This window comes from Azospirillum tabaci, from assembly GCF_014596085.1.
GTDB classification, from domain to species: domain Bacteria; phylum Pseudomonadota; class Alphaproteobacteria; order Azospirillales; family Azospirillaceae; genus Azospirillum; species Azospirillum tabaci.
Genome location: NZ_JACCJY010000001.1, coordinates 121,916 through 141,279, shown reverse-complemented (window position 1 = coordinate 141,279; position 19,364 = coordinate 121,916). Strand labels below are relative to the sequence as shown.

General features: G+C 70.8%; 20 protein-coding genes and 1 tRNA gene. 11 read left to right on the top strand and 10 right to left on the bottom strand.

Translation table 11 applies throughout. The features are described from left to right. Positions 1-41: 41 nt before the first annotated feature. The 4 genes from addA (at position 42) to H0B54_RS00675 (ending at position 5,547) form a co-directional block, all read left to right on the top strand. Complete coding sequence (gene addA / locus H0B54_RS00690) at positions 42-3,524, top strand: double-strand break repair helicase AddA (RefSeq protein ID WP_188258846.1); 3,483 nt, start codon at positions 42-44, stop codon at positions 3,522-3,524. A gap of 211 nt (positions 3,525-3,735) precedes the next feature. Next, the gene (trxA, locus tag H0B54_RS00685) at positions 3,736-4,059 is read left to right on the top strand and encodes a thioredoxin TrxA (RefSeq protein WP_014238663.1); all 324 of its coding nucleotides are present in this window, start codon (positions 3,736-3,738) and stop codon (positions 4,057-4,059) included. 288 nt (positions 4,060-4,347) lie between these two features. Beyond that, positions 4,348-5,244, top strand: coding sequence for a transcriptional regulator GcvA (gene gcvA, locus H0B54_RS00680; RefSeq protein WP_188258845.1), 897 nt, complete (start codon positions 4,348-4,350; stop codon positions 5,242-5,244). 105 nt (positions 5,245-5,349) lie between these two features. Beyond that, on the top strand, positions 5,350-5,547 hold the full coding sequence (locus H0B54_RS00675) for a DUF1127 domain-containing protein (RefSeq protein WP_188258844.1): 198 nt from the start codon (positions 5,350-5,352) through the stop codon (positions 5,545-5,547). An 18-nt stretch (positions 5,548-5,565) separates the two neighbouring features. Here H0B54_RS00675 and H0B54_RS00670 read toward each other — a convergent pair whose 3' ends face one another. Further along, entirely contained in the window at positions 5,566-6,429 is an 864-nt protein-coding gene (locus H0B54_RS00670; protein ID WP_188258843.1) for a fructosamine kinase family protein, read from the bottom strand. 8 nt (positions 6,430-6,437) lie between these two features. Next, the gene (locus H0B54_RS00665) at positions 6,438-6,911 is read right to left on the bottom strand and encodes a low molecular weight protein-tyrosine-phosphatase (RefSeq protein WP_188258842.1); all 474 of its coding nucleotides are present in this window, start codon (positions 6,909-6,911) and stop codon (positions 6,438-6,440) included. Positions 6,912-6,993: 82 nt separating this feature from the next. Between H0B54_RS00665 and cobB the strand changes: the two genes are divergently transcribed. Then, complete coding sequence (cobB, locus tag H0B54_RS00660; RefSeq protein ID WP_246472185.1) at positions 6,994-7,755, top strand: Sir2 family NAD+-dependent deacetylase; 762 nt, start codon at positions 6,994-6,996, stop codon at positions 7,753-7,755. Beyond that, a complete protein-coding gene (locus H0B54_RS00655) occupies positions 7,752-8,351 on the top strand; it encodes a uracil-DNA glycosylase family protein (RefSeq protein WP_188258841.1) in 600 nt (199 codons plus the stop codon). Before cobB ends, H0B54_RS00655 begins: the two co-directional genes overlap by 4 nt. A gap of 1 nt (position 8,352) precedes the next feature. Here the strand turns inward: H0B54_RS00655 and H0B54_RS00650 are convergent, their stop codons facing one another. Further along, positions 8,353-8,766: a metallopeptidase family protein gene (locus H0B54_RS00650; RefSeq protein ID WP_246472184.1), complete on the bottom strand. Its 414-nt coding sequence runs from the start codon at positions 8,764-8,766 to the stop codon at positions 8,353-8,355. 124 nt (positions 8,767-8,890) lie between these two features. Here H0B54_RS00650 and H0B54_RS00645 point away from each other — a divergent pair, with 124 nt between their 5' ends. Next, positions 8,891-9,193, top strand: a complete 303-nt coding sequence (locus tag H0B54_RS00645) for a 4a-hydroxytetrahydrobiopterin dehydratase (RefSeq protein WP_014238670.1) — start codon at positions 8,891-8,893, stop codon at positions 9,191-9,193. A gap of 159 nt (positions 9,194-9,352) precedes the next feature. Here H0B54_RS00645 and modD read toward each other — a convergent pair whose 3' ends face one another. The 5 genes from modD to H0B54_RS00620 are packed head-to-tail and all read right to left on the bottom strand — an operon-like array spanning position 9,353 to position 12,758. Continuing rightward, entirely contained in the window at positions 9,353-10,180 is an 828-nt protein-coding gene (modD, locus tag H0B54_RS00640) for a ModD protein (RefSeq protein ID WP_188258840.1), read from the bottom strand. Between the two features lie 20 nt (positions 10,181-10,200). Next, positions 10,201-11,217, bottom strand: a complete 1,017-nt coding sequence (locus H0B54_RS00635; protein ID WP_188258839.1) for a magnesium transporter CorA family protein — start codon at positions 11,215-11,217, stop codon at positions 10,201-10,203. Continuing rightward, entirely contained in the window at positions 11,214-12,122 is a 909-nt protein-coding gene (gene folD, locus H0B54_RS00630) for a bifunctional methylenetetrahydrofolate dehydrogenase/methenyltetrahydrofolate cyclohydrolase FolD (protein ID WP_188258838.1), read from the bottom strand. The genes H0B54_RS00635 and folD overlap by 4 nt, the downstream gene beginning before the upstream one ends. Continuing rightward, positions 12,115-12,474, bottom strand: coding sequence for a DUF167 family protein (locus H0B54_RS00625; protein WP_188258837.1), 360 nt, complete (start codon positions 12,472-12,474; stop codon positions 12,115-12,117). The genes folD and H0B54_RS00625 overlap by 8 nt, the downstream gene beginning before the upstream one ends. Beyond that, positions 12,474-12,758, bottom strand: a complete 285-nt coding sequence (locus H0B54_RS00620; RefSeq protein WP_014238675.1) for a YggT family protein — start codon at positions 12,756-12,758, stop codon at positions 12,474-12,476. The genes H0B54_RS00625 and H0B54_RS00620 overlap by 1 nt, the downstream gene beginning before the upstream one ends. 194 nt (positions 12,759-12,952) lie before the next feature. Here H0B54_RS00620 and H0B54_RS00615 point away from each other — a divergent pair. Then, positions 12,953-13,028, top strand: a tRNA-Ala gene (locus H0B54_RS00615). A 210-nt stretch (positions 13,029-13,238) separates the two neighbouring features. On the opposite strand, the gene ccmB is transcribed toward H0B54_RS00615, so the two are convergent. Both ccmB and ccmA read right to left on the bottom strand, forming a co-directional pair. Further along, on the bottom strand, positions 13,239-13,904 hold the full coding sequence (gene ccmB / locus H0B54_RS00610) for a heme exporter protein CcmB (protein ID WP_014238686.1): 666 nt from the start codon (positions 13,902-13,904) through the stop codon (positions 13,239-13,241). Further along, complete coding sequence (ccmA, locus tag H0B54_RS00605) at positions 13,901-14,581, bottom strand: heme ABC exporter ATP-binding protein CcmA (protein WP_188258836.1); 681 nt, start codon at positions 14,579-14,581, stop codon at positions 13,901-13,903. Before ccmA ends, ccmB begins: the two co-directional genes overlap by 4 nt. Before the next feature lie 377 nt (positions 14,582-14,958). Here ccmA and H0B54_RS00600 point away from each other — a divergent pair, with 377 nt between their 5' ends. From H0B54_RS00600 to H0B54_RS00590, 3 genes are all read left to right on the top strand, one after another. Continuing rightward, entirely contained in the window at positions 14,959-16,638 is a 1,680-nt protein-coding gene (locus H0B54_RS00600) for a putative transporter (protein ID WP_188258835.1), read from the top strand. A gap of 71 nt (positions 16,639-16,709) precedes the next feature. Continuing rightward, the gene (locus H0B54_RS00595) at positions 16,710-18,389 is read left to right on the top strand and encodes a putative transporter (RefSeq protein WP_211109098.1); all 1,680 of its coding nucleotides are present in this window, start codon (positions 16,710-16,712) and stop codon (positions 18,387-18,389) included. A 139-nt stretch (positions 18,390-18,528) separates the two neighbouring features. After that, on the top strand, positions 18,529-19,335 hold the full coding sequence (locus H0B54_RS00590) for an ABC transporter ATP-binding protein (protein ID WP_188258834.1): 807 nt from the start codon (positions 18,529-18,531) through the stop codon (positions 19,333-19,335). Positions 19,336-19,364 lie beyond the last annotated feature (29 nt).

Here is a 19,364-nt window from a genome sequence, read left to right as displayed (position 1 = left end):
GGGGAGGGTGGGGGCAACGCCTCACACATGACGACCCGCCCATGACCGTCCTCGACTTCCCCGTCCGCGAGCTTCCGCTGGACCCCAACGTCGCGCAGCGGCTCGCCTCCGATCCGCTGTCGTCGGTGTGGGTGGGCGCCTCCGCCGGGTCCGGCAAGACGAAGGTGCTGACCGACCGCGTGCTGCGGCTGATGCTGTCCGGCACCGCGCCGGCGCGCATCCTCTGCCTGACCTTCACCAAGGCGGCGGCGGCGGAGATGTCCATCCGCATCAACCGCACGTTGGGCATCTGGGCGACCCTGCCCGACGAGGGGCTGGAGGATCGGCTCGCCGACCTCTGCGGCGAGCGGCCCAGCGCCGAGACCCGGACCATCGCCCGCCGGCTGTTCGCCCAGGTGGTGGATTGCCCGGGCGGCATGAAGATCCAGACGATCCATGCCTTCTGCCAGTCGCTGCTGCGCCGCTTCCCGCTGGAGGCCGGACTCGCCCCGCATTTCGAGGTGATGGACGAGCGCACCGCCGCCGGCCTGCTGACCGAGGCGCGGGACGAGGTGCTGCACGCCGGGCGCGCCGCGCCCGACAGCCCGCTCGGCAAGGCGATGGCCCGCCTGACCGCGGACCTGAACGCCGAGGAGTTCGCCGACATCCTGGCCGAACTGGCCAGCGAGCGCGGGCGAATCCAGCGCCTGTTCGACAGCGTCCACGGGCTGCAAGGTGCCGTGGACGCGGTTCACGAGGCGCTGGGCGTGCCGCCCGGCATCACCGAGGCCGCGATCCTGCGCGAGGCCTGCGCCGACGACGCCTTCGACGTGCCCGGCCTGCGCGACGCCTGCCGCGCGCTGTCCACCGGCAGCAAGACCGACGAGGAGCGCGGGGTCGGCATCCAGGGCTGGCTGGATGCCGCGGAAAACCGTGTGCGCGCCTTCCAGATCTACGCCCGCCATTTCCTGACGGCGGAGGGCGGCGCGCGCAAGACCCTGATCACCAAGAAGCCGGCCACCGCCTTCCCCGCCGCCCTGACGGCGCTGGAGCGTGAGGCGGAGCGGCTCGTTTCGCTGATGAAACGGGTTCGCTCGGCCGGAGTCGCCGCCTCCACCACCGCCCTGCTGACCCTGGCCGAGGCGCTTCTGCACGCCTACGAGGCGAAGAAGAAGGCCAAGGCGCTGCTCGACTACGACGACCTGATCCTGTCGGCCAACGCCCTGCTGCGCGGCAAGGACGGCGTGCCCGCCGTGCCCTGGGTGCTGTTCAAGCTGGACGGCGGGCTGGACCACATCCTGATCGACGAGGCGCAGGACACCAACCCGGAGCAGTGGCAGGTCGTCGGCTCCATCGCCGAGGAGTTCTTCGCCGGCCTCAGCGCCCGCGATGGCGCCCGCGACAGCAACGACGGCACGCGCACCGTCTTCGCCGTGGGCGACGAGAAGCAGTCGATCTTCAGCTTCCAGCGTGCCGACCCCGCCGAATTCGCGCGGATGCGCCGCCATTTCCAGACCCGCGCCAAGGCCGCCGAACGCGACTGGCACGCGGTGGAACTGGACATCTCCTTCCGCTCCACCGCCACCGTGCTGCAGACCGTGGACGCGGTGTTCCGGCTGGACGGCGCCAAGGATGGTGTCGCTTCCGAAACGAGCCCGGTGATCCGCCACCGTGCCTTCCGCCGCGGCCATGCCGGGCTGGTCGAGCTGTGGCCCCCGGTGAAGCCGGCGGAGGCCGCCGACCCGCCCGCCTGGGCGCCGCCGGTGGAGCGCGAGGCCGCCGATTCACCGTCAGCCCGGCTGGCCGCGGTCATCGCCGACACCATCCGCGACTGGACCCAGCGCGGCGAGTCGCTCGAGTCGCGGGGGCGTCCGATCCAGCCCGGCGACGTGATGGTGCTGGTCCGCCGCCGCACCGCCTTCGTGACGGAGCTGGTGCGCGCCCTGAAGGACCGCGCGGTTCCGGTGGCCGGTGTGGACCGCATGGTGCTGACCGAGCAGCTCGCGGTCATGGACCTGATGGCGCTGTGCGAGTTCCTGCTGCTGCCGGAAGACGACCTGACGCTGGCCACCGTCCTCAAGGGGCCGCTGATCGGCCTGACCGAGGACCAGCTGTTCGACCTCGCCCACGGGCGGCGCGGCACGCTGTGGCGGGCGCTGGTGGCGAAGGCGGAGGACGACCCGGCCTACCGCCCGGCCCGCCGCTATCTGGGCGCCCAGCTCGCCCGCACCGACTTCCTGGCGCCCTACGAGCTGTTCGCCGGGCTGCTGGCCGCCCCCTGCCCCGCCGATCCGGACGGGTCGGGCCGCCGCGCCATCCTCAAGCGGCTCGGCCCCGACGCCCAGGACCCGCTGGACGAGTTCCTGGCCGTATGCCTGGCCTTCGAGAAGACCGAACCGCCCTCGCTGCAGAATTTCCTGGCCTGGCTGGCGGCCAGCGAGGCGGAGATCAAGCGCGAGCTGGAGCAGGGCGGCGGACGCGTACGCATCATGACGGTGCACGGCTCCAAGGGGCTGCAGGCGCCCATCGTCTTCCTGCCCGACACGCTGGGCACGCCGACCCAGAGCCCGCCGATCCTCTGGCCGGACGAGGGCTGCGCCGTGCCGCTCTTCGCCGCCCGCCGCTCGCAGGAGGACGCGCTGTGCGCCGAGGCGCGCGCCCGCGCCAACCGCCGCCGCGACCAGGAGTACAGGCGCCTGCTGTACGTCGCGCTGACCCGCGCGGAGGACCGGCTGTACGTCTGCGGCTACCAGGGCAAGAAGGAGCCGTCCGAGGCCTGCTGGTACAAGCTGGTCGAGGCCGCGATGGGCGAGATCGGCGTGCCGCACCCCTTCGACTTCTCCACCCTCTGCCCGGACGGTTGGAGCGGCGAGGGCTGGCGGCTGGCCGACCCGCAGACCGCCGTGCCCAAGCCGGACGGCGCCGAGGCGGGCCGTGTGCTGGCGGCGCAGGCCGCCCCGCCCTGGCTGACCGCCGCCGCGCCGGAGGAGCCGGAACCGTCGCGCCCCCTCACCCCCTCCCGCCCGGACGGGGACGAGCCGGCGATGCGCTCTCCGCTCGGCGAGGACGACGGCGCGCGCTTCAAGCGCGGCCTGCTGATCCACCGGCTGATGCAGACCCTGCCCGACCTGCCGCCCGACGCGCGGGAGGCCGCCGCCCGCCGCTACCTCGCCCGTCCCGGCCATGAGCTGACGGCGGAGCGGCAGGATGAGATCGCATCCGAAACGATGCGCGTCCTGACCGACCCGCGCTTCGCCCGCCTGTTCGGTCCCAACTCCCGCGCCGAGGTGGAGGTGGTCGGTCTGGTGACCGGGCGCGCCCTATCGGGCCGGGTCGACCGGCTGGTGATCGAGGACGACGCGGTGTGGATCGTCGACTACAAGACCAACCGCCCGCCGCCCGTCCGGGCGGAGGACGTGCCGCCCGTCTATGTCCGCCAGATGGAGGCCTACCGCGCGGCGCTGCGCGCCATCTACCCGGACAAGGCGGTGCGCTGCGTCCTGCTGTGGACCGATACCCCCGCTTTGATGGAGTTGCCGGAGTGAGGCGCGCGCGATAGTCCGCCTTGGGAACTTTTCACCCCCGGCCGCGTTGCACGGGGCGGCGGATTGGGTTGACGAGACCGCATTCGCGCCCCGGCTTGACCGGTGAGGGGGGTCGGTCATACATTTTGCCAAATTCCACCGATGAGGGATGGGTCCGCCGCCGGTGGAAAATCGGCGCGGCGGTGCCCCTGAACCCAGGCATAGAGGTCACATGAGCGATCCCATCAAGGTCACCGACGACAGCTTCGAGCAGGACGTGCTGAAGGCCGACGGTCCGGTCCTGGTCGATTTCTGGGCGGAGTGGTGCGGCCCCTGCAAGATGATTGCTCCCGCGCTCGACGACCTCGCCAAGGAGTATGGCGGCAAGGTCACCGTCGCCAAGCTGAACATCGACGACAACCCCGGCACCCCGACCAAGTACGGCGTCCGCGGCATCCCGACGCTGATGCTGTTCAAGAACGGCAACGTCGCCGCCACCAAGATCGGCGCCCTGCCGAAGACCGCCCTGTTCACGTGGGTCGACGAGGCTCTCTGAGCCCCGCTCCCCGGACGATCGAAAAGCCCCGCCGCTCCGGCGGGGCTTTTTGTTTGGGCACTGCAAGACCAATCCCCTCTCCCCTCCGGAGGAAGGGTCAGGGTGAGGGGGCAGCGTGGGCATCAAGCTCACGCCAGGGGATTGCCAAGGGGCAGCATGCCCCTTGGCGGTGCGCTGCAAGCGCACCGGCCCCCTCACCCTCCCCAGGGGGGCGAGGGCTCTTTGCTCCGGTGGTCGCGGGATATCCCCCTTGCGGCCAACCCACCAGCACCGCAGACTGCGCGGACCATGGCCTACCGACTGCCGCCCCTCAACACCCTGCGCCTGTTCGAGGCCGCCGGCCGCCACCAGAGCTTCAAGGCGGCGGCCGAAGAGCTGCACCTGACCCCCAGCGCGGTCAGCCACGGCATCCAGACGCTGGAGGAATGGCTGGGGGTGGAACTGTTCCTGCGCGGCAACCGCAGCCTGTCGCTGACCCCCGCCGGCCACGCCTATCTGCCCCGCGTGCGCGACGCGCTGCAATCGCTGGCGCTGGCGACGGAGAGCGTGCCGGGCCGCGCGCCCAGCGGGCGGCTGTCGGTCAGCGCCGCCCCGACCTTCGCCCTGCGCTGGCTGATTCCCCGCCTGCCCGCCTTCCAGGAGCGTCACCCGGCGATCACGGTGGCGCTGGACACCGCCCACCGGGTGGTCGAGTTCCCCCGCGACGGCATCGACACCGGCATCCGGCTGGGCCGCGGCGACTGGCCCGGTCTGGCCGCGCTGAAGCTGATGGAGGAGGACCTCGTCCCGGTGGCCGCTCCCGCCCTGGCGGCGCGCATCGCCTGCCCCGCCGACCTCGCCACCGTCCCGCTGCTCCACGTCGCCGACGTGTCGGAGGACTGGACCGCCTGGGCGGAGGCCGCGGGCCTGCCGCCGTCGGCGCTGGACGACGGGCTGAAGCGCGGGTTGCGGCTGGACGCGATCCACATGGCGGTGGACGCCGCGGTGCGCGGGCTGGGCGTCATCATCGGACGGCGTCCGACCGTCGATCCGGAGCTGGCGTCCGGCCAGCTGGTCGAGGTGATGGGGCCGCGCCTGCGCGCGAAAAGCGCCTATTGGCTGGTCACCGCCCAAGACAGCCTGCGCCGCCCGGAGGTCGCCGCCTTCCGCGCCTGGATGCGGGCGGAGTTCGCCCAGGGGCGGTGACCCGCTTCGGGTGAAAGCCGCTCACCCGACGATGAAAAGGTCCCGTTTGCGGACCGGCGGGGACGGCCGGATGCTGGTGCTTCATCGCACCCGCCGGAGGCCACCATGACGCTGCACGTCCTTCCCCGCACCGCGCCGCCACCGGCCCGCCGCCTTCGCGCGCTGCTGGCCTGGATCGTCCATTTCCGCGAACAGAGCCGCCAGCGCGACGCCCTGCTGTCCCTGTCCGACCGCGAATTGCGGGACATCGGCATCACCCGCTACGACGCCGTCACCGAGGCGCAGAAATCCCTGTGGCGCTGACCTTTCCAGCATTGCCCCTCACCCCACAAGACGCCGCACCGTCCGCTCCACCGACCCGACGTAGGAGCCGCCGAACAGCCGCGCATGCACCAGCAGCGGGTAGAGGTTGTAAAGGTCCCGCCGCAGCTCAAAGAAGCCTGGACGGAGGGGACGGATCTCCCCATAGCGGCGGAAGAAGGCGTCCCCGAAGGTGCCGAACAGGGTGGTGAAGGCCAGCTCGATCTCCGCGTCGGCGTGGTGCAGCGCCGGATCGATGAAGGCCGCCACCCGCCCGCCGCGGGCCAGCACGTTGCCGCCCCACAGGTCGCCGTGGATCAGCGAGGGCGGCCCCGGCTCCCCGATCAGCTCCGGCAGGCGGGCGGCCAGCCGCTCCAGACCGGCCATCAGCCCGGCGTCGATGCGCCCCTCCTCCAGCGCCCTGCGGCCCATGTGCAGAAGGCGGCGGTCGCGGAAGAAGGCGTTCCAGTCCTCCGTCTCACCGTTCGGTTGGGGCAGCGGCCCGATCAGCGTGTCGCGCGGGAAGCCATAGCGGTCCGCCGTGATGCCGTGCAGGGCGGCGACCAGCTCCGCCGCGTGCTCCTCCACCGCCGGGGTGATGCCGCCGCTGGTGTCGATGCGGTCCATCACCAGCAGCCGGTCGTCCGCGTGATGCACCGCCGGCACCGGCAGGGCGGAGCGTTCGGCCAGATGGCGCAGCATGAAGCCTTCCGGCTCCAGCCCCGTCCCGCTTCCGGAGGCGACCTTCGCCACCAGCCGCCGGCCGTCCGCCAGGGTGACGGCCCACAGCGCCGTGTTGTGCCCGTCGGCCAGCCGGTCGAGCGACCGGACCGGACTGCCCAGCGCCTGTTCCAGCTCGGCCCGCAGGTCCGGCGCGCCGGTCATGGCACGCGTCACAGCCGGTCCCGCCGGATCGCCTCCAGCAGCCCCTTGGAACCGGCCTCGCAGAGGTCGAGGACTTCGGTGAAATGCAGCCCCTCGCCGTAATAGGGGTCGGGCACCTCGCGCTTCGGCGCGTCGGGGGCGTAGTCGAGGAACAGGGCGACCGTCGCCCGGCTGTCCGGCGGGGCCATGCGCCGCAACTGCGCCAGATGCCCGCCATCCATCGCCAGGATGCAGTCGAAGTCGGCGAAGTCCGCCGCGGTCACCTTGCGGGCGCGCAGGTCCGACAGGTCCACCCCGCGGGCCTTGGCGGCGCGCTGGCTGCGCGGGTCGGGCGCCTCCCCCACGTGATAGCTGTGGGTGCCCGCCGAATCGGTGCCGATGCGGCTCTCCAAACCGGCTTGCCGAACCCGGTCGCGAAACACACCTTCCGCGGTGGGCGACCGGCAGATGTTGCCCGTGCACACGAACAGGACCTTGACCATCCCGGCCTCCTCCTCTCTGGTTTCCGTCTCTGCTTTCCCGGTCCGAGATCTAGCAGCCGTTCCCCGAACCCGCCAGGGCGCCATGACCATCGCCAATATGACCGCCGCCAACATGACCATCGCCAACCATCTGAAACCGACCGACTCCATCGTCATTCTGACCGGGGCCGGCATTTCCAAGGAATCCGGCCTGGACACCTTCCGCTGCGCCGACGGCATCTGGGCCAAGGTCGATCTGGAGGACGTCGCCACGCCGGAGGGCTTCGCCCGCGACCCGGTGCTGGTCCACCGCTTCTACAACGACCGGCGGCGCGGCCTGCGCGACCCCGCCGTGCAGCCGAACGCCGCTCATATCGCTCTGGCCGAGCTGGAGCAGCGCTGGAAAGGCGAGCTGCTGCTGGTCACCCAGAACATCGACGACCTGCACGAGCGCGCCGGGTCGCACACGCTGATCCACATGCACGGGGAGCTGAACGCGGTCTTCTGCCGCCACTGCCGCAGCAAGGTGGAGCACTGGACCGGCGACCTGTCGGTGGAGGACGTCTGCCCGTCCTGCACCCGCAGGGGCGGCATGCGCCCCGACGTCGTGTGGTTCGGGGAGATGCCCTACCAGATGGAGCGGATCTACCGCGCGCTGGGCGCCTGCGATCTGTTCGTCTCCATCGGCACCTCCGGCAACGTCTATCCCGCCGCCGGCTTCGTGGCGGAGGCGCGCAACGCCGGCGCCCTGACGGTGGAGCTGAACCTGGAGCCGTCGGCGGGCGCCAGCCTGTTCGCGGATTCCGTCAACGGCCCGGCGACCGAGCTGGTCCCGGCCTTCGTAACCGAGTTGCTGAGCCTTTGACGGGTGACCTGAAGGCCCTGTTCGAACAGGCCCGCGCCTGCCGGCTGTGCGCGGGGGTGTTGCCGCACGGCTGTCGCCCGGTGCTGCGCGGCAGCCCGTCCGCCCGCCTGCTGATCGTCGGGCAGGCGCCGGGCGCGCGGGTGCACGCCAGCGGCATCCCCTGGAACGACCCGTCCGGCGACCGGTTGCGCCAGTGGCTGGCCATGGACCGTGACGCCTTCTACGACGAGAGCCGCATCGCCATCGTCCCCATGGGGCTCTGCTACCCCGGCACGGCGCCGAAGGGCGGCGACTACCCGCCGCGTCCGGAATGCGCCCCGCTCTGGCACCCGCCGCTGCGCGCCGCCCTGACCGGGGTGCGGCTTACCCTGCTGATCGGCAGCTACGCGCAGGCCCACTATCTGGGAAACCGCCGCCGGCGGACGATGACCGACACGGTGGCGGCGTGGCGCGACTATCTGCCGGAGTTCCTGCCCCTGCCCCACCCGAGCTGGCGCAACACCGCCTGGCTGAAGAAGAATCCCTGGTTCGACGCGGAGCTGGTGCCCGCGCTGCGCCGCCGCGTGGCGGATGTCCTGGGCGCTCTGGACGGGTGACTCACCCCTCCATGGCTTCGATGCGCTCCATGTCCTCGTCCGACAGGCCGAAATGGTGGCCGATCTCGTGGATCAGGACATGGCGGACGATGGCGAACAGGTCCTCGCCCGTCTCGCACCAGTAGTCCAGGATCGGGCGGCGGTAGAGGAAGATCATGTCCGGCCCGCTGCGCAGGTCGGCGACGCTCTGCCGCGTCATATCGACGCCCCGGTACAGGCCGAGCAGGTCGAAGGGGCTTTCCAGCTCCATCTCGCGTTCGGTCTCCTCGTCGGGAAAATCCTCGACATGGATCGACAGATTGACGATGGGGGCCAGAAGTTCCCGTGGAATCGTCTCCAGCGCGTCCTCGGCCATCCGCTCGAGGTCGGGGGTGGAGGGGGGAACGGTGTGGGTGTGTGCCGGTTTGCGCATCATACGGGGGAAGGTAGCGCCGCTTGCCGCCCAGGCCAAGCGGCGCTAAACCGGAAGACGGATTTGACCCACGATCGATCCGTGTCCGTTACGCCTTGCACAGGCCAACCAACAACGGGGGGAAGAAATGTCGGACAAGCTGGTGGGTGCCAAGCGGCAGACCGCGCTCAAGGAACTGCATGGCTGGGCGGAGGTGCTGGAGCGCGACGCGATCCGCAAGACCTACCATTTCCCCGACTTCCCCGCCGCCTGGGGCTTCATGAGCCAGGTCGCCCTGTTGGCGGAGCGGACGAACCACCATCCGGAATGGTTCAACGACATGGGCCGGGTGGAGATCATCCTGTGCACCCGCAGCGCCGACGGCCTGACCCAGGCCGATGTCGACTTCGCCCACCGCGTGGACCAGATCGCCCCGAACCGCGACCGCTGAAGACTCCCCTCTCCCGTCCCGGGAGAGGGTGGGGCCCGCCGCGAAGCGGTGGGAGGGTGAGGGTACCGCCAAGGAACAGCGCTTTAATCCTCGTACGACCCTCACCCGCCCGCTGCGCGGGCACCCTCTCCCGGGGCGGGAGAGGGACTGAAACGACATTCACGCCGGTTCCAGAACCACCTTCACATCCGCCGGGCGCCCGAAGAAGGGGGCGGTGGTGACCAGCAGCGGGCAGCCGGCGGCGGCGTAGGCCGCCGCGTTGTCCTCCGTCACGCCGCCCGCCGCCGCGACGACCGGCGGGCGCGGCAGGCCGCGCGTCGCCTCGACCACGGCGCGGGCCTCCTCCGGCGTCCGCTTCTCCAGTTGCAGCACGTCGGCCCCGGCCCGGGCGAAGGCGATGGCGTCCGCCACCGTGTCGACCTCGACCACGATCTTCTTCTCCGGCGCCCGGCGGCGCAGATCGGCGATCCAGGTCTCCGGCGATCCGGAGAGGAAGGCGCGGTGTTCGGGAAAGACCAGGATCGTTTCCGACAGGCCCAGCCGGTGCATCACCGCCCCGCCGGCCAGCACCGCCTTGACGGACAGGTCCTTGGCGCCGGGGAAGTTCTTGCGGGTGCAGGCGACGGTCACGCCGGGGGCGGCTTCCACGATGCGGCGGGCGCGGGAGGCGATCCCGGAGGCGTATTCGACCAGGGTCTGCGCCACCTTCCAGCCGCGGTGCAGGGCGCCCGCCGGGCCGTGCCCCTCCAGGAAGGGCGCCCCGGCCTCGACCGCCGTGCCGCTGGGCCGGACGGACGCCACCGTGCCGCCGGCCTTCTCGATCAGGCGGGCGGCTTCCTCCGTCCCGGCCAGCACCATGGCGCCGCGCGCCGCGAAGCGGATGCGCGCCGGTGCGGCGGCGATGCCCAGCGAGTCGGTGGTCAGGTCGCCGTAGGGAACGTCCTGGGCGAGAAGCGCGTCGAGCGCGGCATCGGACAGGACGATCATCGGCGGACCCCTTTTTCCGGTTAAAGCCACCCGCGGCGGCGGAAGTACCAGAGCGGCACCACGGCGGAGAGCACCATCATCACGATGGCCATGGGATAGCCGAAGTCCCAGTCCAGCTCGGGCATGTGGTGGAAGTTCATGCCGTAGGCCGACGCGATCAGGGTCGGCGGCATCAGCGCCACGGAAACGACCGAGAAGATCTTGATGATCGCGTTCTGCTCGATGTTGATCAGGCCGAGCGTGGCGTCGAGCAGGAAGTTCGCCTCGTGCGCCAGGAAGCCGGCATGCTCGTTCAGGGATCGCAGGTCGCGCGTCAGGGTCTTCAGCGCGACCTTCTGCTCCTTGGTCAGCCGCCCGGCGGCGACGGAGGAGAGAAAGGCGACCAGCCGGTCCAGCCCGGCGAGGCTGTCTCGGACCTTGTGCGTCAGGTCGCCGGCCCGCCCGATGCCGCGCAGCACGTCCTGCAGCTCGTCCGGCTTCTTGGCGGCCCGTCCGGACCCGCCGGACCCGCCCCCGCCGAACCCGCCGCTGTTCAGCGAGTCGGTGAAGATGCGCGCGGACAGCCCGTCGATGCGGGCGCCGATCAGTTCCAGCACATCGGCCACCCGGTCGATCACCGCGTCGAGGATGCCCAGCAGCGCGTCCTCCGCGCTGGCCAGAAGCTCCGGCTGGCGGCTGGTCCGCGCGGCGAAGGTGGCGACGGAGCGCGGCTCGGTGAAGCGCACCGTGATCATGTGCCGGGGTGTCAGGACGAAGGTGACCTCGCCCTGCTCCGGCATCGGCGAATCGGCCCGCGCGATCACCGAGGAGGTGAGGTAGACGGCCTCCCCCTCGGTGTAGAGCTGGCTCGATGCCTCGATTTCCTTCATCTCCTCGCGCGTCGGCAGGTCGCAGCCGGTGACGGCGCCGACATGCGCGCGCTCCGCCTCGTCGGGACGGAGAAGATCGATCCACACCGTGTTGGGCGGCAGCGGCTCGCCGAGGGCGAGCGGCTGCTCGACCACGCGGCCGCCCACCCGGGCGTGGACCGTGATCATGCAAGGGCCTCGGCCGGAACCGGCGCGCCGGCGGCGCGGCAGGCCGCGGCCAGCGTGTTGAGCATCAGGCAGGCGATGGTCATCGGCCCGACGCCGCCCGGCACCGGGGTGATGGCGCCGGCGACCTTGACCGCCTCGTCGTAGGCGACGTCGCCGACCAGCTTGGTCTTGCCCGCCTCGGTCGGGTGCGGCACGCGGTTGATGCCGACGTCGATGACCACGGCGCCCGGCTTGATCCAGTCGCCGCGCACCATCTCCGGCCGGCCCACCGCGGCGACCAGGATGTCGGCGCGGCGGCATTCGCCGGGCAGGTCCTGGGTGCGGGAATGGGCGACGGTGACGGTGCAGTCCTGCTGGAGCAGAAGCTGCGCCATCGGCTTGCCGACGATGTTGGAGCGGCCCAGCACCAGCGCCCGCTTGCCCTTGAGGTCGTTGCCCAGCGTGTCGCGGAGCAGCAGCAGGCTGCCCAGCGGGGTGCAGGGCACGATGGCGCCGGCGCCGCCGGTCGCCAGCAGGCCGGCGTTGACGACGTGGAAGCCGTCCGCGTCCTTTTCCGGAACGATGCGGGCCAGAACCCGGGCCGTGTCGATGTGCCTGGGCAGGGGAAGCTGGACCAGGATGCCGTGCACCGCCGGGTCGGCGTTCAGCCGGTCGATCAGGGCCAGCAGCTCCGCCTCGCCGAGGTCGGCCGGCATGTGGTGGTCGAAGCTGTTCATGCCGAGGTCGGCTAGGGCCTTTTCCTTGGACCGGACATAGACCTGGCTCGCCGGGTCCTCGCCCACCAGCACGACGGCGAGGCCGGGGGTGACGCCGTGGCTGGCCTTGAGCGCGGCCACACCCTCCGCCACGCGGGCGCGCAGCCCCGCGGCGAACGCCTTGCCGTCGATGATCTTCGCCTCAGCCATCGCTCTTCCCCGTATCAGGCTTCGCTGTTTCCACCAGCGCCGTCAGCCGGCGCATGAGGTCGGCCGGATCGCCGGCGACATGGACAATCTTGTTCCGGTCGGTGGCGCCGGCCACCACCGTCAGGCTGGTCTTCGGCAATTTCCACGCCTTGGCCAGCAGCTTCACCACCGCCTCGTTCGCCTTGCCGTTCTCCGGCACGGCGGTGACGGTCACCTTCAGGGCCGTTCCTCCGGACGCCGTGGCGGCCAGCCCGACGATGGCGTTGCGCGACGCCTTGGGCGTCACCCGCAGCGCCAGCCGCACACCGTCCGCCGCAGCCTCGAACGGCACGGCTTCCAAAGGTCCCGGCATCAGAAGCGCGGCCAGTATTCCGCCATCAGGTTGCGGATGAAGAAGATCAGCAGGATCAACGCGATCGGCGACAGGTCCAGGCCGCCCATGTTCGGCAGGACGCGGCGGATCGGACGCAGGACCGGTTCCGTGATGCGGTAGAGGAAGTCGCCGATGACATAGACCGCGCGGTTGCGGGTGTTGACGACGTTGAAGGCCACCAGCCAGCTCAGCACCGCCGAAGCGATGAGCAGCCACACATAGAGGCTGAGAACGGTGTCGATCAGCAGGTAGAGCGCAATCATGCCCGGCCCGTCCCTTTATTGTCCGATTTTGCGGGGCACCCTAAGCACAAGCGGCGAGTGCTGTCCAGTGCCGCGCGGCGGGCCGCGCTATCCCCTTGCGCGCAACCGCTGATGCCCGTTATCGGGCGCGTTCAGGGGGCTTGACAGGCTCCCTCCGCATCACCATTATCCGCCGCACGCCGGTAACGGTGCGTGGGGCCGTAGCTCAGCTGGGAGAGCGACGCGTTCGCAATGCGTAGGTCGGGAGTTCGATCCTCCTCGGCTCCACCAATTTCCCCAAGACAATGATGCGACACAGGAATTTGCCCGGAAGCGGCGGAATTCCCCGCGGTGTGACACCGCCCTGTCGCACGACGGCTTCGGCCTGATCGCCTCCATCCCTTTTAAAATCCGCCTTCGCCCGTTCCAGGCGTCGCCGTCCGGCGTGCCGACATCCAGGACCGTGCCAGGATCGTCTCGGCGGCCCGTGAGGCGCCGCCCCTACTCCACCGCCTGACGCAGGGCGGCGGCGCTCGCCCAGGGAGCCAGCGGCAGAGCGCCGGCCAACAGGCCGCCCAGCAGCAGCAGATGCGGGCGCGGGGTCAGGCCGTTCAGCGCGGCGTCGATCGCCCCGGCGCCGAAGATCAGCACGGGGATGTAGAGCGGCAGGATCAGCAGCGACAGCAGCACGCCGCCGCGCCGGGCGCCCAGAGTCAGCGCCGCGCCGATGCTGCCGATCAGGCTGAGGATCGGCGTGCCGACCAGCAGGGTCAGCACCAGCACCCCGAACCCCTCCGCGTCCATGTTCAGCAGCAGCGCCAGAAGCGGGGCGGCGGCGATCAGCGGAAGGCCGGTCACCAGCCAGTGCGCCAGCGTCTTGGCCAGCACCACCGCCTCCATCGGCAGGGTGGACAGCGACAGCAGCTCCAGCGAGCCGTCCTCGTAGTCGTTCTGGAACAGCCGCTCCAGCGACAGCAGCGAGGCCAGAAGGGCCGCCACCCAGATCACCCCGGCGGCGATGCGGGCGAGGATGTTCGGCTCCGGCCCGACGCCGAAGGGAAACAGCACCACGCACAGCACGAAGAACATCACGGCGATGCTGGCGTCCGACCCCTGGCGCAGCGCCAGCCGCAGGTCGCGCCCGATCAGGCGCAGGAAGCGGGTCATGCCGCGTGCTCCTCGTCCTCGTCTCCGACCTCGTCGTCCACGCCACGGAGAACGGGGGTGAAGTCGTCGAGATGCAGGTTGCGGGCGCCGGGCATGGCGATGTCCACATGGGTGGAGACGGCCACCATGCCGCCCGCGGCCCGGTGCTCCGCGATGATCTCCTCGAACAGGGCGATGGCCGCGCGGTCGAGCGCCACGGTCGGCTCGTCGAGCAGCCACAGGGCGGCGGGGGCGGCGATGATGCGGGCAAGGTTCAGGCGCCGCTTCTGCCCCGCCGACAGGTAGCGCCCCGGCACGTTGGCGATGTGCGGCACGCCCAGCCGGTCCAGCGCCCTCAGCGCGTTGCCCCGCGGGTCGGCGGCGCCGCCCAGCGTGGCCCAGAAGGACAAATTCTCCACCGCGCTCAGCACCGGCTTCACCGCGTCGAGATGGCCGACGTAATGGATGCGGCCGCGGTGGGCGTCGGGGTCGTCGGAGACCGGCACATCGTCCCAGGAGAGCTGGCCGCGGATCGGCTTGAGCAGCCCGGCCATGACCCGCAGCAGACTGGATTTGCCGCTGCCGTTGGGGCCGAGCAGGAACAGCGCCTCCCCCGGCGCGATCCGGAAGTCCAGCCCGGTGAAGACCAGCCGGTCGCCACGGAGGCAGGTCAGCGCGGAACCGGCGAAAACGGGCATGGCGACGGGCGGACTCTTGCGGTGGTCGGGGCGGTGGGAGCTATAGCACAGCCCGCCCGGGTGCCAAAAAGAAACGGCCCAAAAAGAAACGGCCATCGCAAGGGGGTTCTTGCGATGGCCGCCGATCCAGCCGGGGCCTGGCTGGGGGCGCCGGAAACCGGAGCCCTGATCGTCGCTTAGGGGCCGGACCGCAGGGGTTCACGGGTCCGGCCAGCCACTTCATGCCGTAAGGCTCACTCCGGTTTAGGGCCAGAAAGTGGCGAAATTTTGATCCGGCGAATGTCCCTTCCCATTCCAGGGCATTGCCCGGGCGGAGCGGAGCGGGCATTCATAGGCACCTTCGCCCCCTCGCTGCTCAACCGGACCGGGTGCCTGCCATGACCCTGCTGATCGACCTGTTCAACGGCCTTCCCGACATCGCCCGCATCATGCTGATGCTCAGCGTGGTGGCGGCGTCGGGGCTGGCGCTGGGACAGATCAAGGTGCACGGCGTGGGGCTGGGCATCGGCGGGGTGTTGTTCGCCGGCATCGCCGCGGGGCACGCCGCCAAGGCGCTGGGTCTGACCTTCGACCATCACGTCCTGCATTTCATGCGGGAGTTCGGGCTGATCCTGTTCGTCTACACGATCGGCGTGCAGGTCGGCCCCGGCTTCTTCGCCGCCCTGAAGAAGTCGGGCCTGACGCTGAACCTGCTGGCCGCCGCGCTGGTCGGGCTGGGGGTGCTGGTGGCGGTGGCGATCCACGAGATCGGCGGGGTGCCGCTGCCGGCGGTGCTGGGCATCTTCTCCGGCGCCGTGACCAACACGCCGTCGCTGGGCGCCGCGCAGGAGATGCTGCGCGAGGTCGGGGCCTCGGCGGCGGAGATCAACACGCCCAGCCTCGGCTACGCCGTCGCCTATCCCTTCGGCATCGTCGGCATCCTCATCACCATGGGGCTGATCCGCGTCCTCTTCCGCATCGACCCGGCGGCGGAAGCCGAGGTCTTCGAGCGCAAGCGCCGCGCCCAGGTGGAAACCTTGGAGACGCTGGACGTCGCCGTGCGCAACCGGTCGGCCATGGGGCTGCCGCTGCGCGACATGGAGCTGTTCGGCGATCAGGGGGTGATGGTGTCCCGCCTGCTGCGCGAGGGGCGGCTCCAGGTGCCGCACCCGGACACCTGCCTGCGGGCCGGCGACGTGGTGCATCTGGTCGGGCCGCGGGTCAAGCTGGAGGCGACGAAGCGCCTGCTCGGCGAGGCGGCGGAGGTCACCCTGACCACCAAGGGCACCGACATGCGCTGGGACCGGCTGGTCGTCACCAACGAGCATGTGCTGGGCAAGGCCATCGGCCAGCTCGACCTCGCCGACGCCTACGACGTGGTGGTCAGCCGGATCAACCGCGCCGGCGTGGAGCTGGTGCCCAGCCCGGCCCTGCACCTCCAGTTCGGCGACATCCTGACCGCCATCGGCAAACCATCGGACCTCCAGCGGGTGGCGGCGCTGATGGGCAACTCGGCGCGGCGGCTCCAGCAGGTGGAGTTCGTGCCGGTCTTCATCGGCATCCTGCTCGGCGTGCTGCTCGGCTCCATCCCCTTCTACATTCCGGGCATGCCGGCGCCGCTGAAGCTGGGTCTGGCCGGCGGGCCGCTGGTGGCGGCGATCCTGCTGGCGCGCATCGGCCACGTCGGACCGCTGGTCTGGTTCATGCCGCCGGCCGCCAACATGGCGCTGCGCGAGATCGGCATCGTCCTGTTCCTGGCGGTGGTCGGGCTGATGTCCGGCGATCGTTTCGTGGAGACGCTGGTGCACGGCGACGGGCTGCTGTGGATCGGCTGCGGCGTGTTGGTGACGCTGATCCCGCTGCTCGTCGTCGGCGTCGTCGCGCGGGCCTTCGCCCGGCAGAACTACCTGACGATCTGCGGCCTCCTGTCCGGCAGCATGACGGACCCGCCCGCGCTCGCTTTTGCAAACGCAATGAGCGCATCGGAGGCTCCCGCCCTCGCCTATGCCACTGTTTACCCTATGGTTATGTTTCTGCGTATCCTTGCGCCGCAGTTGATCGTCCTGTTCCTCTGGTAAGGAGGCGGTCCGGCGGGAGCGCTTCCCACGGGATCGGCGGGCGGTCTGTCCTCGCGTGAGGAGACGCGGCCATGCACGCGCTCATCGATCTCTTCCTGGCCATGCCGCCGATCGCGCGCGTGGTGTTCATGCTGGGCGTCACCTCGGCCCTCGGGCTGGCGCTCGGCCACATAAGGCTGCGCGGCGTGGGGCTTGGCATCGGCGGCGTGCTGTTCGCAGGCATCGCGGTCGGCCACTTCGCCAAGCAGGCCGGGGTGACTCTGAACGCCGAGATGATGGAGTTCATCCGCGACTTCGGCCTGATCCTGTTCGTCTACACCATCGGCATCCAGGTCGGCCCCGGCTTCTTCGCGGCGCTGAAGAAGTCCGGACTGGCGCTGAACGGGCTGGCGCTGCTGATGGTCGGGTCGAGCATCCTGCTGACCGCGATCCTGGTGCTGTTCGACCTCGTGCCGCTGGGCTCCGGCCTCGGCGTCTTCGCGGGCGGGGTGACCAACGCCCCGGCGCTGGCCGCCTCGCAGCAGGTGCTGAAGGAGGTCGGGGCCGACGCCGCGGTGATGGCCCTGCCCGGCCTGGCCTTCGCCGTCACCTATCCCTTCGGCATCGCCGGAAACCTGCTGGCCATGGCGGTGGTGCGGATCGCCTTCCGCATCGACCCGCAGGAGGAGGCCAAAGCCTTCGAGGCCGCCCGGCGCGCCGAGGTCGCGGCGCTCGACACCATGGACATCGCCGTCACCAACCCGGCTCTGCGCGGGGTGCGGCTGGGCGACCTCACCATGCTGCCGAGCCTGGGGGTCTGCGCGTCGCGGCTGCTGCGCGGCGGCCAGCTCCGCGTGCCCGGCGAGGACACCCGGCTGGAGGAGGGCGACGTGCTGCACGTCGTCGGCCCGCGCCCAAGGCTTGAGCAGGTCCGCCTGCTGATGGGGCGGGAGGCCGACGTCCGGCTGACCACCAAGGGCAGCGACCTGCGGTGGGAGCGCATCGTCGTCACCGCCAACCCGGTGCTGGGCAAGTCCATCGCCGCGCTGAACCTCAAGGGGGCGTGCGACGTGGTGGTCAGCCGCGTCAACCGCGCCGGCGTGGAGCTGGTGCCCAACGCCGCGCTGAAGCTGCAGTTCGGCGACATCCTGACGGTGATCGGCAAGCCCGACGACCTCAAGGCGGCGGCCTGCATCATCGGCAACTCCGAACGGCGGCTGCAGACGGTGGAGATGATCCCGGTCTTCGTCGGCATCACGCTGGGGGCGCTGCTGGGCGCGATCCCGCTGTTCCTGCCGGGCATGCCGGCGCCGCTGCGGCTGGGCATGGCCGGCGGGCCGCTGATCGTCGCCATCGTCCTGGCGCGCATCGGCCACATCGGGCCGCTGGTCTGGTTCATGCCGCCCGCCGCCAACCTCGCCCTGCGCGAGATCGGCATCGTCCTGTTCCTCGCCGTTCTGGGCATCGCGTCGGGCGACCGCTTCGTCGAGACGATGGCGAGCGGCGCCGGGCTCCCCTGGATGGCCTGGGGCGTGCTCGTCACGCTGGTGCCGCTGCTGCTGACCGGGCTTCTGGCGCGCGGCGTGATGAAGCTGAACTTCCTCAGCATCTGCGGCGTGCTGGCCGGGGCGCAGACCAACCCGCCGGGCCTCGCCTACGCCAACGCGGTGGTCGCGTCGGAGGCGCCGGCGCTGGCCTACGCCACCGTCTACCCGCTGGCCATGTGCCTGCGCATCCTGGCGCCGCAGCTTCTGGTGCTGATGCTGTGGTGAAAAACCCGCCGGCTTCCCCCATCGCGCGGTTGCCCCGGGGCCTGTAAAATCCGCGTTGCGGGAGTTTGTCCGGCGGTCTAGCCTAGCGGCACCGTCCATGGTTGGGCGGTCCAGACCGTTCCCCGCCAGCAAGCCCCGCATGCACCGACACCCGCCCACGAATCCCAACGCCCCCGAAGCCGTCCTCGTCGAGAATGTCCACAAGCGCTTCGGCCCGCTGGAGGTGCTGAAGGGCGTCTCCCTGACCGCGCGCGAAGGCGACGTCATCACGCTGATCGGCTCCTCCGGTTCCGGCAAAAGCACGCTTCTGCGCTGCATCAACATGCTGGAGGTGCCGGACGAGGGGCGGATCGTCATCGGCGGCGAGGCCATCGGCCTGAAGAGGGCGCGCGGCGGCCAGACCGTCCCCGCCGATTCCCGGCAGGTGGACCGCATCCGCACCCGGCTCGGCATGGTGTTCCAGAGCTTCAACCTCTGGACCCACATGACCATCCTGGAGAACGTCATCGAGGCGCCGGTCCATGTGCTGGGCGTCCCGAAGGCGGAGGCGGTGGACCGCGCCCGCAAGCTGCTGGACAAGGTGGGCATCCTGGCCAAGGCCGAGTCCTACCCGGTGCAGCTGTCCGGTGGGCAGCAGCAGCGCGCCGCCATCGCCCGCGCGCTGGCCATGCAGCCCAAGGTGATGCTGTTCGACGAGCCGACCTCCGCGCTCGACCCCGAACTGGTGGGCGAGGTGCTGCTGGTCATCCGCCAGCTCGCCGAGGAGGGGAACACCATGATTCTCGTGACGCACGAGATGGGCTTCGCCCGCGAGGTCGCGTCGGAGGTGGTGTTCCTCCACCAGGGCCGGATCGAGGAGCGGGGGCCGCCCGACCGGGTTCTGGTCAATCCGGAATCGGACCGCGTGCGACAGTTCCTGTCGCGCCACCTGTCCGGCGCCGGCTGAATCGATCGCGCGAGGACGGCCCGCTCAAT

Coding starts and splice junctions, on each gene's coding strand:
- addA (WP_188258846.1), top strand. CDS start 42: ATGACCGTCCTCGACTTCCCCGTCCGCGAGCTTCCGCTGGACCCCAAC.
- trxA (WP_014238663.1), top strand. CDS start 3,736: ATGAGCGATCCCATCAAGGTCACCGACGACAGCTTCGAGCAGGACGTG.
- gcvA (WP_188258845.1), top strand. CDS start 4,348: ATGGCCTACCGACTGCCGCCCCTCAACACCCTGCGCCTGTTCGAGGCC.
- H0B54_RS00675 (WP_188258844.1), top strand. CDS start 5,350: ATGACGCTGCACGTCCTTCCCCGCACCGCGCCGCCACCGGCCCGCCGC.
- H0B54_RS00670 (WP_188258843.1), bottom strand. CDS start 6,429: ATGACCGGCGCGCCGGACCTGCGGGCCGAGCTGGAACAGGCGCTGGGC.
- H0B54_RS00665 (WP_188258842.1), bottom strand. CDS start 6,911: ATGGTCAAGGTCCTGTTCGTGTGCACGGGCAACATCTGCCGGTCGCCC.
- cobB (WP_246472185.1), top strand. CDS start 6,994: ATGACCATCGCCAATATGACCGCCGCCAACATGACCATCGCCAACCAT.
- H0B54_RS00650 (WP_246472184.1), bottom strand. CDS start 8,766: ATGATGCGCAAACCGGCACACACCCACACCGTTCCCCCCTCCACCCCC.
- H0B54_RS00645 (WP_014238670.1), top strand. CDS start 8,891: ATGTCGGACAAGCTGGTGGGTGCCAAGCGGCAGACCGCGCTCAAGGAA.
- modD (WP_188258840.1), bottom strand. CDS start 10,180: ATGATCGTCCTGTCCGATGCCGCGCTCGACGCGCTTCTCGCCCAGGAC.
- H0B54_RS00635 (WP_188258839.1), bottom strand. CDS start 11,217: ATGATCACGGTCCACGCCCGGGTGGGCGGCCGCGTGGTCGAGCAGCCG.
- folD (WP_188258838.1), bottom strand. CDS start 12,122: ATGGCTGAGGCGAAGATCATCGACGGCAAGGCGTTCGCCGCGGGGCTG.
- H0B54_RS00625 (WP_188258837.1), bottom strand. CDS start 12,474: ATGCCGGGACCTTTGGAAGCCGTGCCGTTCGAGGCTGCGGCGGACGGT.
- H0B54_RS00620 (WP_014238675.1), bottom strand. CDS start 12,758: ATGATTGCGCTCTACCTGCTGATCGACACCGTTCTCAGCCTCTATGTG.
- ccmB (WP_014238686.1), bottom strand. CDS start 13,904: ATGACCCGCTTCCTGCGCCTGATCGGGCGCGACCTGCGGCTGGCGCTG.
- ccmA (WP_188258836.1), bottom strand. CDS start 14,581: ATGCCCGTTTTCGCCGGTTCCGCGCTGACCTGCCTCCGTGGCGACCGG.
- H0B54_RS00600 (WP_188258835.1), top strand. CDS start 14,959: ATGACCCTGCTGATCGACCTGTTCAACGGCCTTCCCGACATCGCCCGC.
- H0B54_RS00595 (WP_211109098.1), top strand. CDS start 16,710: ATGCACGCGCTCATCGATCTCTTCCTGGCCATGCCGCCGATCGCGCGC.
- H0B54_RS00590 (WP_188258834.1), top strand. CDS start 18,529: ATGCACCGACACCCGCCCACGAATCCCAACGCCCCCGAAGCCGTCCTC.